This is a genomic window from Streptomyces flavofungini (assembly GCF_030388665.1).
GTDB classification, from domain to species: domain Bacteria; phylum Actinomycetota; class Actinomycetes; order Streptomycetales; family Streptomycetaceae; genus Streptomyces; species Streptomyces flavofungini_A.
Genome location: NZ_CP128846.1, coordinates 1,286,315 through 1,302,362, shown reverse-complemented (window position 1 = coordinate 1,302,362; position 16,048 = coordinate 1,286,315). Strand labels below are relative to the sequence as shown.

General features: G+C 74.5%; 8 protein-coding genes, 1 tRNA gene and 1 pseudogene. 6 read left to right on the top strand and 4 right to left on the bottom strand.

Annotated elements, in window-relative coordinates:
- Nucleotides 1–48: 48 nt before the first annotated feature.
- The 5 genes and pseudogenes from QUY26_RS05085 to QUY26_RS05065 form a co-directional block, all read left to right on the top strand.
- Nucleotides 49–7,152: pseudogene (locus QUY26_RS05085) on the top strand (type I polyketide synthase); the annotation flags it as partial.
- Between the two features lie 104 nt (nt 7,153–7,256).
- On the top strand, nt 7,257–7,967 hold the full coding sequence (locus tag QUY26_RS05080; RefSeq protein ID WP_289943903.1) for a class I SAM-dependent methyltransferase: 711 nt from the start codon (nt 7,257–7,259) through the stop codon (nt 7,965–7,967).
- Nucleotides 7,968–8,030: 63 nt separating this feature from the next.
- On the top strand, nt 8,031–9,218 hold the full coding sequence (locus QUY26_RS05075; protein WP_289943902.1) for a thiolase family protein: 1,188 nt from the start codon (nt 8,031–8,033) through the stop codon (nt 9,216–9,218).
- An 82-nt stretch (nt 9,219–9,300) separates the two neighbouring features.
- The gene (locus QUY26_RS05070; RefSeq protein WP_289943901.1) at nt 9,301–10,098 is read left to right on the top strand and encodes a sulfite exporter TauE/SafE family protein; all 798 of its coding nucleotides are present in this window, start codon (nt 9,301–9,303) and stop codon (nt 10,096–10,098) included.
- Nucleotides 10,099–10,159: 61 nt separating this feature from the next.
- Entirely contained in the window at nt 10,160–10,894 is a 735-nt protein-coding gene (locus QUY26_RS05065) for a cobalt-precorrin-6A reductase (RefSeq protein WP_289943900.1), read from the top strand.
- 10 nt (nt 10,895–10,904) lie between these two features.
- Here the strand turns inward: QUY26_RS05065 and QUY26_RS05060 are convergent, their stop codons facing one another.
- The 3 genes from QUY26_RS05060 to QUY26_RS05050 form a co-directional block, all read right to left on the bottom strand.
- Complete coding sequence (locus QUY26_RS05060; RefSeq protein ID WP_289943899.1) at nt 10,905–13,010, bottom strand: MDR family MFS transporter; 2,106 nt, start codon at nt 13,008–13,010, stop codon at nt 10,905–10,907.
- 100 nt (nt 13,011–13,110) lie between these two features.
- Nucleotides 13,111–13,887, bottom strand: coding sequence for a precorrin-6A synthase (deacetylating) (gene cobF, locus QUY26_RS05055; protein WP_289943898.1), 777 nt, complete (start codon nt 13,885–13,887; stop codon nt 13,111–13,113).
- A gap of 64 nt (nt 13,888–13,951) precedes the next feature.
- The gene (locus QUY26_RS05050; RefSeq protein ID WP_289943897.1) at nt 13,952–14,521 is read right to left on the bottom strand and encodes a DUF309 domain-containing protein; all 570 of its coding nucleotides are present in this window, start codon (nt 14,519–14,521) and stop codon (nt 13,952–13,954) included.
- A gap of 144 nt (nt 14,522–14,665) precedes the next feature.
- On the opposite strand from QUY26_RS05050, the gene QUY26_RS05045 reads away from it, so the two are divergent.
- A tRNA-Pro gene (locus QUY26_RS05045) sits at nt 14,666–14,739 on the top strand.
- Between the two features lie 242 nt (nt 14,740–14,981).
- On the opposite strand, the gene QUY26_RS05040 is transcribed toward QUY26_RS05045, so the two are convergent.
- Nucleotides 14,982–16,046 carry a serine hydrolase domain-containing protein gene (locus QUY26_RS05040; protein WP_289943896.1) on the bottom strand — a complete coding sequence of 355 codons (1,065 nt, stop codon included), beginning with the start codon at nt 16,044–16,046 and terminating at the stop codon, nt 14,982–14,984.
- Between the last annotated feature and the right edge of the window lie 2 nt (nt 16,047–16,048).

Sequence of the window (16,048 nt, the reverse complement as noted above, 5' to 3'; positions counted from 1 at the left end):
CCCGCGCGCGAGCGGACCACGGCGACGTCTCGACGAGGTGGATGGCACATGGCGACGGACGACCGGATTCGGTACTACCTCAAGCGGGTCACCGCCGACCTGCACGAGACGCGCGGGCGCCTGCGGGAACTCCAGGACGCCGCGGGCGAGCCGATCGCGGTGGTCGCCATGGGCTGCCGCTTCCCCGGGGACGTCCGGTCCCCGGAGGAGCTGTGGGACCTGGTCGTCTCCGGCACGGACGCCGTCGCGCCCTTCCCCACCGACCGCGGCTGGGACGTCGAGCACCTCTACGACCCCGACCCCGACCGGCTCGGCAAGAGCTACGCGCGCGAGGGCGGCTTCCTCGCCGATGTGGCGTCGTTCGACGCGGGCCTCTTCGGCGTCAGCCCGCGCGAGGCGCTGACCCTCGACCCGCAGCAGCGCCTGCTCCTGGAAGTGGCCTGGGAGACCTTCGAGCGCGCGGGCCTGCCCCCGACCCGGATGCGCGGCAGCCGCACCGGCGTCTTCGTCGGCACCAGCAGCCAGGAGTACGCCCTGCTGCTGCAGAGCGCCCGCGAGACCTTCGAGGGCTACTCGACGGGCTTCCTCGCCAGTGTCCTGTCGGGCCGGCTCGCCTACACCTTCGGCCTGGAGGGTCCGGCGATCACCGTCGACACCGCCTGCTCGGCGTCCCTCACGGCGCTCCACCTGGCCGCGCAGTCGCTGCGGCAGGGCGAGTGCGCCATGGCCCTTGCGGGCGGCGCCTCGGTGATGCCGACTCCGGGGATGTTCGTGGAGTTCAGCCGTCAGCGGGGGCTCGCGGCCGACGGCCGGTGCAAGGCGTTCGCGGCGTCCGCGGACGGCACCGGGTGGGGCGAGGGTGTCGGGCTCGTGCTGTTGGAGCGGCTGTCGGACGCGCGGCGCAACCGGCATCCGGTGCTCGCCGTCGTACGGGGTTCGGCCGTGAACCAGGACGGAGCGTCGAACGGCCTGACGGCCCCGAACGGCCCGTCCCAGCAGCGGGTGATCCGGCAGGCGTTGGCGTCGGCACGCCTGTCGGCGGACCTCGTCGACGTGGTGGAGGCGCACGGGACGGGGACGTCGCTGGGGGATCCCATCGAGGCGCAGGCGCTGCTCGCCACGTACGGTCAGGAGCGTGCCGCCGACCGGCCGTTGTGGCTGGGCTCCCTGAAGTCGAACATCGGGCACACCCAGGCGGCCGCGGGCGTCGGCGGCGTCATCAAGACGGTCATGGCGCTGCGCCGGGGCGTCCTGCCCCCCACCCTGCACGTGGACGAGCCGACCCCGCACGTCGACTGGTCGTCGGGCGCGGTGCGACTGCTGACCGAGGCCCGCGACTGGCCCCGGTGCGACGGGCCGCGACGGGCCGGAGTGTCGTCCTTCGGGATCAGCGGCACCAACGCCCACGTGATCCTGGAGCAGTCGGACGACGACGCGTTCCCCGCGCCCACCGCGGCGCCGACGGCCGGGCCGGTGCCGCTCGCCGGGCCCACGCAGGCGGTGGACGGCACGGCAGCCGACGCCCCCGCGGAGGACCCCGACCGCCCCACCCCCGAAGAACCCACCCCGCTGCCGTGGCTCGTCACCGCGCGCAGCGGCCGAGGGCTGCGCGAACAGGCGGCCCGGCTGCGGGACCACGTGCGCGCCAGGCCCGAGCTGACCCCCGCCGACGTCGCCCACTCCCTGCTGGTCTCACGCACCCACTTCGCCCACCGCGCCGTCGTACTCGCCGACGACCGCGACGCGTACCTCGCGGGCCTCACCACCGTGGCCGAGGGGAAGAGCGCCCCCGGTGTCGTGGCGGGCGTCGCGCGCGACCCCGGGAAGCCGGTGTTCGTCTTCCCCGGGCAGGGCGCCCAGTGGGAGGGCATGGCCGCGGATCTGTACCGCGACGCCCCGGTCTTCCGCGAGCGGCTGCGCGCGTGCGCCGACGCCGTGGCCCCGCACGTCGACTTCTCGCTCGTCGACGTCGTGCGCGGCGTCGAGGGCGCGGCCCCGCTCGACCGCGTGGACGTCGTCCAGCCCGCGCTGTGGGCCATGATGGTCTCCCTCGCCGCCCTGTGGCGGTCCCACGGTGTGGAGCCCGGCGCCGTCGTGGGCCACTCCCAGGGCGAGATCGCCGCCGCGTGCGTCGCGGGCGCCCTCTCCCTGGAGGACGGGGCCCTGATCGTGGCTCGCCGGTCCCGGCTCGTCGCCGAACGCCTCGCGGGCAGCGGCGGCATGGCGTTCCTGGCCCTGCCCGTCGACCGGGCCCGCGACCGGCTCGCGCAGTGGGGCACGCGCCTCGGCGTCGCCGCGGCCAACGCCCCGTCGTCCGTGGTCGTTTCGGGCGACGCCGAAGCCCTCGACGAACTCCTGGACGCCGCCGAGCGTGAAGGCGTACGGGCCCTCCGCGTCGCCGTCGACTACGCCTCGCACTCCGCCCAGGTGGAGACGTTGCGCGACGAACTCCTCACCACGCTCGCCGGTATCACGCCGCGCCCCGCCGCCATCCCCTTCCACTCGACGGTCGTCGGCGCCGAGCTCGACACCTCGGGGCTCGACGCCGCCTACTGGTACCGCAACCTGCGCGAGACGGTCCGCTTCGCCCCGACCGTCAGGGAACTCCTCGCGTCCGGGCACCGCACGTACGCCGAGATGAGCCCGCACCCGGTGCTCGCGATGTCCGTGCAGGAGATCATCGAGGGTGCGGCGAGCGCGGCGAGCGCGGCGAGTGCGGCGAGTGCGGCGAGTGGGGAGAGCGCGGTCGGCGTGGCAGGTGCCGCGGGCGCGGCGGCCGTACCGGGCCCCGTGGACGCGGGGAGCACGGTGGGCGGCGGGGCGCAGGGCACCGTCCTGACCTCGCTGCGGCGCGACGAGGGGCACCTCGGGCGCTTCCTCGCCTCCGTCGCCGAGGCGCACGTCCAGGGCGTCGGCGTGGACTGGTCGGGCCGCGTCGGACCGGGGGCCCGGCTGGTGGACCTGCCGACCCACGCCTTCCAGCGCCGCCGCTACTGGCCGGACGCGCTGCCCGCCGCCGCCCCGGTCCGGGAGGACGACGACAGCGCCGCCTCCGTGTTCCGCGCGCGCCTCGCCGGACTGCCGGACAGCGGCAAGGAACGCCTGGCCCTGGAGACGGTGTGCGAGCACGCCGCCGCCGTCCTGAACCTCGCCTCCCCGGGCGACGTCGACGTCACCCGGGCCTTCACCGACCTCGGGTTCGTCTCGCTGACGGCCATGGAGCTGCGCAACCGGCTCACCACGGCGACGGGCGTCCGGCTCTCCCCGGCGGCGGTCTTCGACCACCCGACGGCCGAGAAGCTGTCCGCGCACCTGCTGGCGCGCCTGACGGGCACTCAGGAACAGTCCGGGGACACGGGGTCGGCCGCGGTCGCCGCCGGTGAGCCCATCGCTGTCGTCGCCATGGGCTGCCGCTACCCCGGTGGCGTGACCTCGCCCGAGCAGCTGTGGGACCTGGTGGCCTCCGGCCGGGACGCGACCTCCGGCTTCCCGGTCAACCGCGGCTGGGACACGGAGGGCCTGTACGACGCGGAGCGCGGCAGGCCGGGGCACACCTACGTCCGCCGGGGCGGGTTCCTGCACGACGCCGACCAGTTCGACCCGCTCCTGTTCGGGATCAGCCCGCGCGAGGCGCAGGCGATGGACCCGCAGCAGCGCCTGCTGCTCGAAGTGGCCTGGGAGGTCCTGGAGCGGGCCGGACTCGCGCCCGACGCGGTCGGCGGCAGCCGCACCGGCGTGTTCGTGGGCATGAGCGGCCAGGACTACCTGCCCCTGCTCACCGCCGACCCGGACGGCGGCGCGGGCCACCTGATGACGGGCACGTCGACGAGCGTCGCCTCGGGGCGGATCGCCTACACCTTCGGCCTCGAAGGCCCCGCGGTCACCGTCGATACCGCCTGCTCGTCGTCCCTCGTCGCCCTCCACCTCGCCGTGCAGGCGCTGCGGCAGGGCGACTGCACGGCCGCCCTGGTGGGCGGGGCGACGATCCTCTCGACCCCGGGCGCCTTCGTCGAGTTCAGCCGCCAGGGCGCCCTCGCGGCCGACGGGCGGTGCAAGGCGTTCGCCGCCGGGGCCGACGGCACCGGCTGGGGCGAGGGCGTCGGCGTCCTCCTGGTCGAACCGCTGTCGGTCGCCCGGCGCGCGGGACACCCCGTCCTCGCCCTGATCCGTTCCACCGCCGTCAACCAGGACGGCGCCAGCAACGGCCTGTCCGCGCCCAACGGGCCGGCCCAGCAGCGCGTGATCCGGCAGGCCCTCGCCCAGGCCGGTCTCACCGCCCGGGACGTGGACGCCGTCGAGGCCCACGGCACGGGCACCACCCTCGGCGACCCCATCGAGGCGGAGGCCCTGCTCGCCACGTACGGCCAGGGGCGACCCGCCCACGCCCCGCTCTGGCTCGGCTCCCTGAAGTCCAACGTCGGCCACACCGCCGCCGCGGCCGGGGTCGGCGGGGTCATCAAGACGGTCCTCGCCCTGGACCGGGCGGTCCTTCCGCCGACCCTGCACGTGGACGAGCCGACCCCGCACGTGGACTGGTCGTCGGGCGCCGTGGAGATCCTGACCGAGGCCCGCCCCTGGCCGGACACGGGCCGGGCGCGCCGGGCCGGCGTCTCGTCGTTCGGCATCAGCGGGACCAACGCGCACGTGGTCCTTGAGCAGGCGCCGGAGGAGGACGGGGGAGCGGTGCCCACGCGGGCTCCGCTGGACGAGGGCGGGGACTTGACGCCGGGCCCGGCACGGGTGCCGTCGGGCGACCCCCTCCCCATGGTGCCCTGGCCCCTGTCGGGCGGCACCGAGGAGGCGCTGCGGGCGCAGGCCGACCGGCTGCGCCGGTTCGTCGAGGCGCGCGCGGACCTCGATCCGGCCGACATCGCGCGCTCCCTGGCGGCGACCCGGGCCCGCCTCGAACACCGCGCCGTGGTCATCGGCCGGGACCGGGACGCGCTCCTGGCGGCGCTGACGCGCCTTGCGGGGGACGAGGCCGGGCCGGACGTGGTCCGTGGCGCGGCCCGGGCACGTGAACGGGTCGCGTTCCTGTGCAGCGGTCTGCTTCCGGACCCGGCCGGGGGAGCGGGCGCTGAACGGGTCGGGCCCGTACGGGAGTCGGGCGCCGAACAGCACGGGCCCGTACGGGAGCCGGGCGCTGAACGACACCGGCTCGTAAGGGAGTTGTATGAGCGGGTGCCGGTGTTCGCCGCGGCGCTGGACGAGGCCGGTGCCGCCGTCGCGGAGCAGCTGGGGCGTCCCCGGAGCGAGGTGCTGTCCCCGGAAGGACCGGCGCCGGGGGACCAAGTGCTCGCCCGCGCCGCCGCGTTCGCCGGGGAAGTCGCGCTGCTGCGCCTCCTCGAACACTGGGGAGTCGCCCCGGCCTGCCTCCTCGGCCACGGTCCCGGCGCGGTGACCGCGGCGCACTGCGCGGGCGCGCTGTCCCTGACCGACGCGGCGGCGCTCGCCGTCACCCTCGTACGAGCGGCGCGGACGGAGGCGGGGGCCGACGCGGGGGACGCCGTCCGGAGGACCGTCAAGGACGTGACCTTCCGCCCGCCGTCGACCCCCCTCCTCGCCGCCCGCACCGGCCGCCCGGTGCCCTACGAGGAGCTGTCGTCGCCGGACCACTGGGTGCGCCTGGCCCAGGAGGAAGCCGTCCCGTCCGCCGACGCCGTGGAGTGGTGCGGGTCCCAAGGGGTGCGCGCGTACCTCCAGTTGGGCCCCGACACCGCACTGGCCGCGCTCTTCGGGCAGGAGTACGGCACCGACCTGCGCGGGCTCCTCACCGCGCTGGCCCACCTGCACGTGCGGGGCGTCCCGGTGGACTGGGCCCGCATGCTCGCCGACTGCGGGGCACGCGTGGTGGACCTGCCCACCTACGCCTTCCAGCGCCAGCGGTACTGGCCCGAGGGCACCGGCCTTCCCGTCGGCGCGGCCGGGCGGCCGGGCGTGCCCGGCGCGACCCCTGCCGACCAGGGACGACAGTCCAGGCAGCGCCTGGCCGCAGCGGGCGAGGACGAACGGCCCGGCCTGGTCGCCGCCCTGGTCCGCGCCCACGTCGCGGCGGTCCTGAGACTGACCGACCCGGACGCCGTCGACGACGAACGGCCCCTGCCCGAGCTGGGTTTCGACTCCCTGACGGCGGTGGACCTGCGCAACCGGCTCGGCGCGGACACCGGCCTGCGCCTGCCCCCGGCCCTCGTCTTCCAGCACCCGACCGTCGCCGCGCTGACCCGGCACCTGGTCGCCCGGTGGGAGCAGGCGGCCCCCGAGGCCGGGACCGACGCCGATGCCTCCGGCGACGGGGGCGCGAGCCCGGACCGCGCGGACGCGGCCCCCGCCGACACCGGCCCCGCACGCCTCACCCTCGCCCCGCTGCTCGCCCGCGCGAGCGAACAGGGCCGTACCGAGGAGTTCCAGGAACTGGTGCGCCACGTCGCGGTGTTCCGCCCCACCTTCGACACCCTCTTCGGTGCCCCCGAGGAGCGGCTGCGGCCGCCCCACGTGCGGCTCGCGCGCGGAGCCGGCGCGCGCCTCGTCTGCTTCCCGACGTTCGCCGTCGGCGCGGGCGCGTCCCAGTACGCGCGGCTCGCCGCCGCGTCCGGGGGCGAGCACGACGTCTGGGTCCAGCCCGTGCCCGGCTTCGACTGGCGGGAGCCGCTGCCCGCGTCCGTCGACGCGCTGGCGGGCCTGCTGGCGGGCGGGGCCGCACGGTGTGCCGACGGCGAGCCCGTGGTCCTGCTCGGACACTCGGCGGGCGGCTGGATCGCCCACGCCACCGCTGCCGCGCTCGAAGCACGCGGTAAGGGCCCCGACGCCGTCGTCCTCCTCGACAGCCACTGGCCCACCAGCCCGACGCTCCCGCACCTGCACGCCCGCGTCGAACGGGCCCGCGTCTGCGAGGCACGGGCAGGACGTGGGCTCCAGGAGGCCGGTGACGACGCCCACCTCACCGCGATGGCGCACTACGCCGGTCTCTTCCGGGCGTGGACGCCGACGGGGATCAGCGCGCCGACCCTGCTCGTACGGGCCGCGCAGGACGTCTTCGACGAGGAGCCGGAGACCGCGGCCGCCCCCGTGGCACCCGCGGACCGGCGCGCGCACTGGCACCTTCCGCACACGGCCGTCGACACCCCCGGAACGCACTTCTCGATCATCCGCGAACACAGCGGGCCCGCGCTGCGCGCGGTGGCCGAATGGCTGCGCGGCCCCGCGGGGCACGCCCGGCCCGTACCGGCCCAGCAGCAGCCCACCACTCCTGAAGGAGCATGATGACGTCCGACGGCGCCCACGCCCACGCCGGCAAGCCCCTCGACCAGCGCCTCGACCAAGGGGTCGTCGACGGGCAGTCCGGGTACTCGAAGCCGTTCCTCGCCCTCTACGACCTGTTGGTGTACCGGGGCACGGCGCCCCTCCTGTGGCGCTGCCCGTCGGCGGTGTCCCGGGAGCTGTACGACAGCAGTGTCGGCGCGCGCCACATGGACATCGGCGTGGGCACCGGCTACCTGCTCCACCACGCCCGCTTCCCCGTGCCCGACCCGCGCATCACCCTGGTCGACCTCAACCGCAACTCCCTGGCCCACACGGCGCACCGGCTCCGGCGCCACCGGGTCGAGACGGTCCGCGCGAACATACTGGAACCCCTGCCGGTGGCGGCGCGGTCCCACGACTCGGTCGGGATGAGCTACCTGCTGCACTGCGTACCCGGCACGCTGCGCGAGAAGGGGATCGCCCTGGCGCACGCCGCGGCCGTGGTCCGGCCCGGCGGTATCGTCTTCGGCACCACGGTCCTCTCGGCCGGGGTGCCGGTGTCCGGCGCCGCGCGCCGGGCGATGCGGACCCTGAACAAGCGGGGCGCGTTCCACAACGACGCCGACACGCTCGACGACCTGCGGGCACAGCTCGACCAGCACTTCGACCGGCACGAGCTGAAGGTCCACGGCTGCGTCGGTGTCTTCCGCGCCTGGACGGCCGCCTGAGGAGCCCCGTACACTCCGAAACTAGCAGCGCTAATTAAACCGCTCATGTCTCGGAGTCGCCCCGTGCGCACCGTCCACTTCGCCGCCGCCCGCCGCACGCCGATCGGGCGGCTCCGCGGTGCCCTCTCCGCCGTCCGCCCGGACGACCTCGCCGCCACCGTCGTCCGCGGCCTGCTCGACGACCTGCCGGGGCTCGACCCGGCCCGCGTCGACGAGGTCTACTGGGGCGCGGCCAACCAGGCGGGCGAGGACAACCGCAACGTCGCCCGCATGGCCGTCCTCCTCGCCGGACTCCCGGACTCCGTCCCCGGCGCCACGGTCAACCGCCTGTGCGCCTCCGGCCTGGAGGCGGTCACCCTGGCCGCGCGGACCATCGCCGCGGGCGACGCCGACATCGTGCTCGCGGGCGGCTCCGAGTCCATGAGCCGCGCCCCCTTCGTCCTCCCGCGCCCCGACGAGACCCTGCCGCACCGCATGGAGACCGCCGACACCCGCCTCGGCTGGCGCCTGGTCAACCCGAGGATGAAGGAGCTGCACGGGCTCCTCTCCATGGGCGAGACGGCCGAGGAGGTCGCGGCCCGGCACGGCGTCTCCCGCGAGCGCCAGGACACCTTCGCCCTGCGCAGCCACCAACGCGCCGCCGCCGCCCGGAAGCATGGCCACTTCGACGCCGAACTCCTGCCCGTCACCACCCCCGACGGCACGGTCCTCGACGCGGACGAGAGCATCCGCGAGGACACCTCCTACGAGAAGCTCAGCGGACTGCGCCCGGTGTTCCGCGCGGGCGGCACCGTCACGGCGGGCAACGCCTCGCCCATGAACGACGGCGCGGCGGGCCTGCTCCTGGTCAGCGAGGAGGCCCTGAACGACCTGGGCCTCGAGTCCCTCGGCCGGTACGCGACGGGTGCCTCCGCCGGAGTGCACCCCGACGTGATGGGCATCGGCCCCGTGCCCGCCACCCGCAAGGCCCTGGCCCGGGCGGGCTGGAGCGTCGCCGACATCCAGGAGGCCGAGTTCAACGAGGCGTTCGCCGCCCAGGCGCTCGCCTGCGTGGACGCCCTCGGCATCGATCCGGACCTGGTCAACCCCGACGGCGGCGCCATCGCGCTCGGCCACCCCCTCGGCTGCTCCGGCGCCCGCATCCTCACCACGCTCCTGCACCGCATGCGCCGCACCGGCACCACTCGCGGCCTCGCCACGATGTGCGTGGGCGTCGGCCAGGGCACCGCCCTGCTCGTCGAACGGGACTGACCCCGGCACCGCGCCCGTCGAACGGGACCGGCCCCGGAGCACCCCCGGCGCAAAGTGCCCCGGCATACCATCGGTGCCCAGCATGGACGCCTCCGCCGCCACCTCCGCCCTGTCCGCCCTGACCGTCTGGGAGTTCGGCGCCCTGGCCCTGGCCGCCGGGGTCGTCGGCTTCTCCAAGACCGCCGTCAGCGGCGCGAACACCATCAGCCTCGCTGTCTTCGCCGCGGTACTCCCGGCCCGCGCGTCGACGGGAGTGCTCCTCCCGATCCTCATCGCCGGGGACGTCCTCGCCGTCCTCACCTACCGCAGACACGCCCACTGGCCCACGCTGTGGCGGCTGTTCCCCGCGGTCGGCGCCGGCGTCGCCCTGGGCACGGTGTTCCTGATGTTCGCCGACGACGCCGTGATGCGTACGCCGATCGGGGCGATCCTGCTCCTCATGGCCGCCGTGACGACGTGGCGGCGTCGCAGGCCGGCCGCGAACGGCGCCCCGGCCGACGAAGAGGGCGGGACGGCGTGGGCGACGGCCCGGATCGCGGCGCCCTCCTACGGCGTGCTCGGCGGCTTCACCACGATGGTCGCCAACGCGGGCGGTCCCGTGATGTCGATGTATCTGCTCTCGGCGGGCTTCAAGAAGCTGAGCTTCCTCGGCACTTCGGCGTGGTTCTTCCTCATCGTCAACACCTCCAAGGTGCCCTTCAGCGTGGGCCTCGGCCTCATCGACGGACCCTCGCTGCTGCTCGACGCCGCCCTCGTCCTGTTCGTGATCCCGGGCGCCCTCATCGGCAAGGCGTGCGTGCACCGCATCAACCAGCGGCTCTTCGAACAGCTCGTCATCGGCGCGACGGTCCTCGGCGGGCTCCAACTCCTGCTGCGCTGACGCCGCCGCACCGGCCTCGGGGGCCGGACGGCCCGGACTGGGCCCCGCGTACCCTCGACCCATGCCCCACGTGCTCGTCCTCGGCGGCACCACCGAGGCCCGCCGCCTCGCCGCCGCCCTCGCCGCCCGGCCCGACACCCGGGTGACCACGTCGCTCGCGGGCCGCGTCACCCGGCCCGCGGCGCTCGAAGGCGACGTGCGCGTCGGCGGCTTCGGCGGCCCCGACGGTCTCGCGCGGTGGCTGCGGGACCACGGCGTGACCGCGCTCGTCGACGCCACGCACCCCTTCGCGACCACGATCAGCGTGAACGCGGCGCAGGCCGCGCGGACCACCGGCGTCCCGGCGCTCGCCGTGCGCCGCCCCGGCTGGCGCCCCGGCCCCGGCGACGACTGGCACGACGTCGCCTCCCTGACGGACGCCGCGGCCGCGCTCCCGGCCCTCGGCCGCCGCGTCTTCCTCACCACCGGCCGCCTCGGCCTCGCCGCCTTCGCCCCGTACGACGCCCTGCACTTCCTCGTACGCTCCGTCGAGCCCCCCGAACCGCCGCTGCCCCGCGACGTGCGGATCCTCCTGGACCGCGGCCCCTACACCGTCGAGAGCGAGACGGCGCTGTTGCGGGAGCACCGTATCGACGTGCTCGTCACCAAGGACAGCGGCGGCGCGGCGACGGCCGCCAAGCTCACGGCCGCCCGCGCCCTGTCCCTGCCCGTGGTGATGGTGCGCCGCCCGGCGCCGCCGCCGGGGATGCCGACGGTGGCCGACGTGGAGACGGCGCTGGCGCGGCTCGGGGTGTGACAGGCCGGACCTAGGCCGATGTCTTCGCCGCCGGGCGGCCCGCCTGCCCCCGGTCGAGGGCGAGCCCGTGCGCGAGGTCCTCCGCGAGGAGCCGCTTCGCGATCGCGTCGACCGCCGCCATCAGCTTGCCGTCGCCCTCGGCCGTGTCCTCCAGGGGGCGGCCGCGGTCCTTCTCCAACTGCTCGCGCAGCCACGCCCCCCACGCCGTGCCGATCACCTCGGCCTCCCGCGCGCCCGCGGCCGTGTGCTGGAACAGCGTCCCGGTGCGGCTCAGATAGCCCTCCTCGACCATGCGGTCGAACACGGGCACCAGGACCTCGGGCGGCAGTTGGCGGCGGGCCGCGATGAGGTTCAGGTTGGCGTGGCCGACCATCCGGGTGAACAGGGCGACCTGCATCACCGCCCAGGCCCCGGCCATGTCCAGACGCGTGTCGGACCGCTGGATGACGGCGCGCGCGGTCTGCGGGCCCTTCTCGCGCAGGATGTTGCCGACGGCGAGCTCCAGGAGCCGGCCCGGGTCGCCGGACTGCGGCGACGCGAACCCCTCGCCGAGGTCGGACGAGCTCATCCGCGCGCTGTCGCGCAGCTCGACCTGCTTGAGGAAGAGCGCCACGACGAACCCGACGAGCGCGACCGGCACCGTCCACAGGAACACCGTCTGGAGCGTGTCCGCGTACGCCTTGACCAGCGGTGCCGCCGCCGCGCCCGGCAGGTCGTGCAGCCCCTGCGGGCTCTGTGCGGCCTTCGCGACGGCGTCCGGCGGCGCGGCGCCGGTACGGGAGGCCTCGGCGACCCCGTCCCGCAGGTTCGGGGCGAGCGTGTTGGCGTAGATCGTGCCGAACACGGCCGTCCCGAACGAGCTGCCCAGCGTGCGGAAGAAGGTGACGCCGGACGTCGCCGTGCCGAGGTCCGCGTAGGCGACGGTGTTCTGGACGGCGATGGTGAGCACCTGCATGCACAGGCCGATCCCGGCGCCGAGCACGAACATGTACAGCGACTCCAGCCACGTACTGGTCCCGCTGCCCATCAGCGACAGCAGGAACAGGCCGAGCGCCATCACCAGGGAGCCCACGATCGGGAAGATCCGGTACGTGCCCGTCTTGCTGACCACGTTGCCGCTGAGGATCGACGCGATGAGCAGGCCGACGACCATCGGCAGCGTCCGCACGCCGGAGATCGTGGCCGAGTCCCCGTCGACGTACTGCAGATAGGTCGGCAGGAACGTCATCGCGCCGAGCATCGCGAAGCCGACGACGAAGCTGAGCACGGAGCAGACCGTGAAGACGGGGTTCGCGAAGAGCCGCATGGGCAGCATCGGCTCGGCCGCGCGGGTCTCCACCCAGCAGAAGCCCGCGAGCGCCGCCAGCCCGCCCGCGAAGAGCCCGATGATGACGCCCGAGCCCCACGCGTACTCGTTGCCGCCCCAGCTCGTCGCCAGGATCAGCGCGCTCGCGCCGACCGCCACCAGGGCGATGCCCAGATAGTCGATGACGGGCCGCGACGCCGACTTCACCACCGGGATCGTGCGGGCCGCCGCCGCGACCACGAGGATCGCGATGGGGACGTTGACGTAGAACGCCCAGCGCCAGGTCAGATGGTCCGTGAACAGACCGCCGAGCAGCGGCCCGATGACCGTGGACACACCGAAGACCGCGCCGATCGCGCCCTGGTACTTGCCGCGCTCCCGCAGCGGGATGACATCGGCGATCAGCGCCATCGCCGTGACCATCAGGCCGCCCGCGCCGATGCCCTGCAGCGCCCGCCAGGCGATGAGCAGCGTCATGTTCGTGGCGAGGCCGCACAGGAACGAGCCGGTGATGAAGACGATCGCCGACACCTGGAACACGATCTTGCGCCCGAACAGGTCGCCGAACTTGCCGACGAGCACCGTGGCGACCGTCTCCGCGAGGAGGTACGACGTCACGACCCACGACATGTGCTCGGCACCGCCGAGGTCCGACACGATCGTCGGGAGCGCGGTCCCCACGATCGTCTGGTCGAGCGCGGCGAGCAGGACACCCAGCATGATCGTCACGAAGACGACATTGCGCCGGCGCTTGTCCAGGACCGGCGGCCCCTGCTCCGCCGCGGCCACGGGCTGATCGGTAACGGTCACAGCCTCACCCTCACACCCGCTCCGGGGGTGTGCATGCGGGGCCGTCCGGTCCGGTGACGGGGCTCCGGGCCGGTGCCTGCGCGGTGGGCCGCGGGGCGGGTCAGCCGTCCGTACGCCTGCGCAGCAGGTAGGTGTCCATGATCCAGCCCTTGCGGGCGCGGGCCTCGGCGCGCAGCCGCTCGATGCGCGGGGCCGCCTCGGGGAGCGGCCCCGACTCCAGGATCTCGTCGGGGGTGCCGATGTAGGCGCCCCAGTAGATCTCGACGTCGTCGCGGTCGGCGTACCGCCGGAAGGCCTGCCGGGCGTCCAGCATCACCACCACGTCGTCGACCCCGGCCGGGAAGCCCTCGTCGGCGAGGCGGCGGCCCGTGGTGATCTGGACGGGGCGCGCGACGCGGTTCAGGCCGGTGCGGTGGCGGGCGGCGAGGGCGGAGACGCTGCTGATGCCGGGCACGACGTCGTAGCCGAAGGCCACGGCACCCCGCCCGAGCACCTCCTCCAGGATCCCGATGGTGGAGTCGTACAGCGCGGGATCGCCCCACACGAGGAACGCCCCCGTCTGGTCCGCGCCCAGCTCGTCGGCGATGAGCCGCTCGTAGATGTCGGCGCGGCGGCTGCGCCAGTCGCCGACGGCCGGCGAGTAGTCCGCGCCGCCCGCCGCGCGGTCGCGCTCGGGGTCGCGGGCCTCGACGACCCGGTAGTCCCCGTCCGGCCGGTGCGCGTCGAGCATGCCCCGGCGCAGCGCCACGAGGTCCGCCTTCTCCTCGCCCTTGCCGAGGATGAAGAACACGTCGGTGTCCCCGAACGCCTTGACCGCCTGCAGGGTCAGCTGATCGGGGTCGCCCGCGCCGATGCCGATGACATGAATCTTTCGCACGGGGCGAGTGTGCCGCACGCGCGCGCGAGGGCCGCCGCCGGGTGCGGAACCCGTCACCGCGTCCTCAGCCGTCGACGCCGCCCGCCCCGGGTCCGGCCGAAGCGCCCTCGTCGCCGGGGCACAACGTGGGCGCGCAGGCGGCGGCGTCCGCGAGCTGTCCGTCCCGCTCCACCCGCGCCGCCAACTCTCCCGCCCACTCGACCAGTTCCGGTACGCCGATCCCGTACGGCCGGTCCCGCCCCGGCTTCTCCTCGGTCCACGCCGACACGGCGCCCGCGCCCCGCCGCAGCAGCCGGGCCCCGCCCGTCGTGTTGCCGCGCGCGGAGTGGGTGAGCCCGACGGCGAGCTGCGCGAGCCCCTTCCACAGGCCGCGTTCCTCGTCGGGGCCGGACTTCCAGGCGTCCTCGAACACCTCGTGCGCGTGGAAGGGCCGCCCGGCGTCGAGGAGCGCCTGGGCCTCGGCGACGGTCTCGCGAGGGGCGCGCAGCACGCCCTCAGGCTGCCGTTCCACCCCGTCGGAGCCGTACGGCAACGGCCGCCCCAGCCCGTCGCGCGGCCGGGCGTTGCGAGCCCGCCCCTCCGCGTCACGGTCACGGCCGCGCCCCGCGCCGTCCGGTCCAAGTGCGCCAGTCATACGCCGATTCTCGCGCGCCCCGCATCCCGAGGCGGGCCGGGGCACACCTCTTGTGCTCGCCGGGACCCACACGCACCGGACCACCCCGCGGCGTGCGGTAGAGTTCTACCTGCGTGATCACGCGGGACACCGCGAGGAACGCAACGGGACGTGGCGCAGCTTGGTAGCGCACTTGACTGGGGGTCAAGGGGTCGCAGGTTCAAATCCTGTCGTCCCGACTGGAGACAGTTGCAGGGCAGGGCCGGTTTCGGAGTTATCCGAAACCGGCCCTTGGCCGTTCCGACTCGCAGACCGCCGGTTCCTCTCGTACGGGCATGCCCAGCAAAGAGGCCAGGCTCATCGTGTCGTGGCAATGTGCCGGGCTTTCGTGAGCAGGGTTGGGCAGGGTTGGGCAGGGTTCAGAGAGTCCCTCTGCGTGGTCGCTCGCTCGAGGGTGAGTGAGGATGCCGGGCGGTCGGCGTCAGCCGATGACGGCCTGCATCTCCTGCTGGATGATCTCCTGGAACGGCACGTCGTCGTAGTTGCCGAGGATGACGCCGACCCAACCGGTGTCCGGGTAGATGTTCCAACTGGCGAAGCTGCCGGGGTTGACACCGGCGCGCCCGTTCAACCACTGGCCCTTGACCAGGCTCACCGGCATCATGTACGTCGCGAACGACGCGTCGGCGGGGGTGGCCCGGCCGGCCCGCAGGCCGCCTCCCTGCGGGGGGAGGGGGATCTTGGCGCCGGTGAAGAGCTCGGCGTAGGGCCGGTCCAGTACCGTGCCGTCGCCCAGAGCCTGCGCGAACCGGACCAGGTCCGGCGCGGTGGCGAAGCCGCCGTCCCCCGGGGGGTCGATGAAGCTGCGGGCCGGGTTCTTGCCCAGTTGGTGTGGGTCCGGGCTGCCCTTGTCCAAGTTGCGGACGGCGTCCACCCGGCTGCCGTCGGCCTGGCGCATGTACGAGTGCGCGATGTGCTTGTCGGTGAGCCACTGCGGCCTGGTGTAGAACGACGTGCCGGTCATGCCGCAACGATCGAAGATGTTTTCCTGGACGTAGTCCCAGTACGTCGTGCCGGTCACGGCCTCTACGATCAGCGCGGGGATGGCGACCTCGGCGCCGGCGTGGTCGGTGGGGGTTCCGGGGGCGGCCACCGGCTTCGCCTGCCGGGCCCACCGCTCGTAGAACTCGTGCACCTCGTCCCGGCTCTTGAAGACGCGTTGCAGGTCCTCCTCCGGGGTGTTCAGACCGGAGGTGCCGGAGAGCAGATGGTGAATGGTCACCTTCTCCGCGATCTCCTCGGCGAAGCCCGTGAGATGGGTGCCCACCGTGTCCGAAAGGTTCAACTTCCCCCGCTGCGCCAACTGCAGGATGGCCACCGCGCCGAACGGCTTACCCGCCGAGGAGAGATTGAACGCGACACCCTCATGGTTGCGGATCCCCTTCTCCTTGTCGGCCATCCCGTAGCTGCGCGACAGCACCGTCCGGCCCCGGTGCGACAGCACCACCACGCCGGAGAACTTGTCCTCGGCGGCCAGCTTCGCCACGT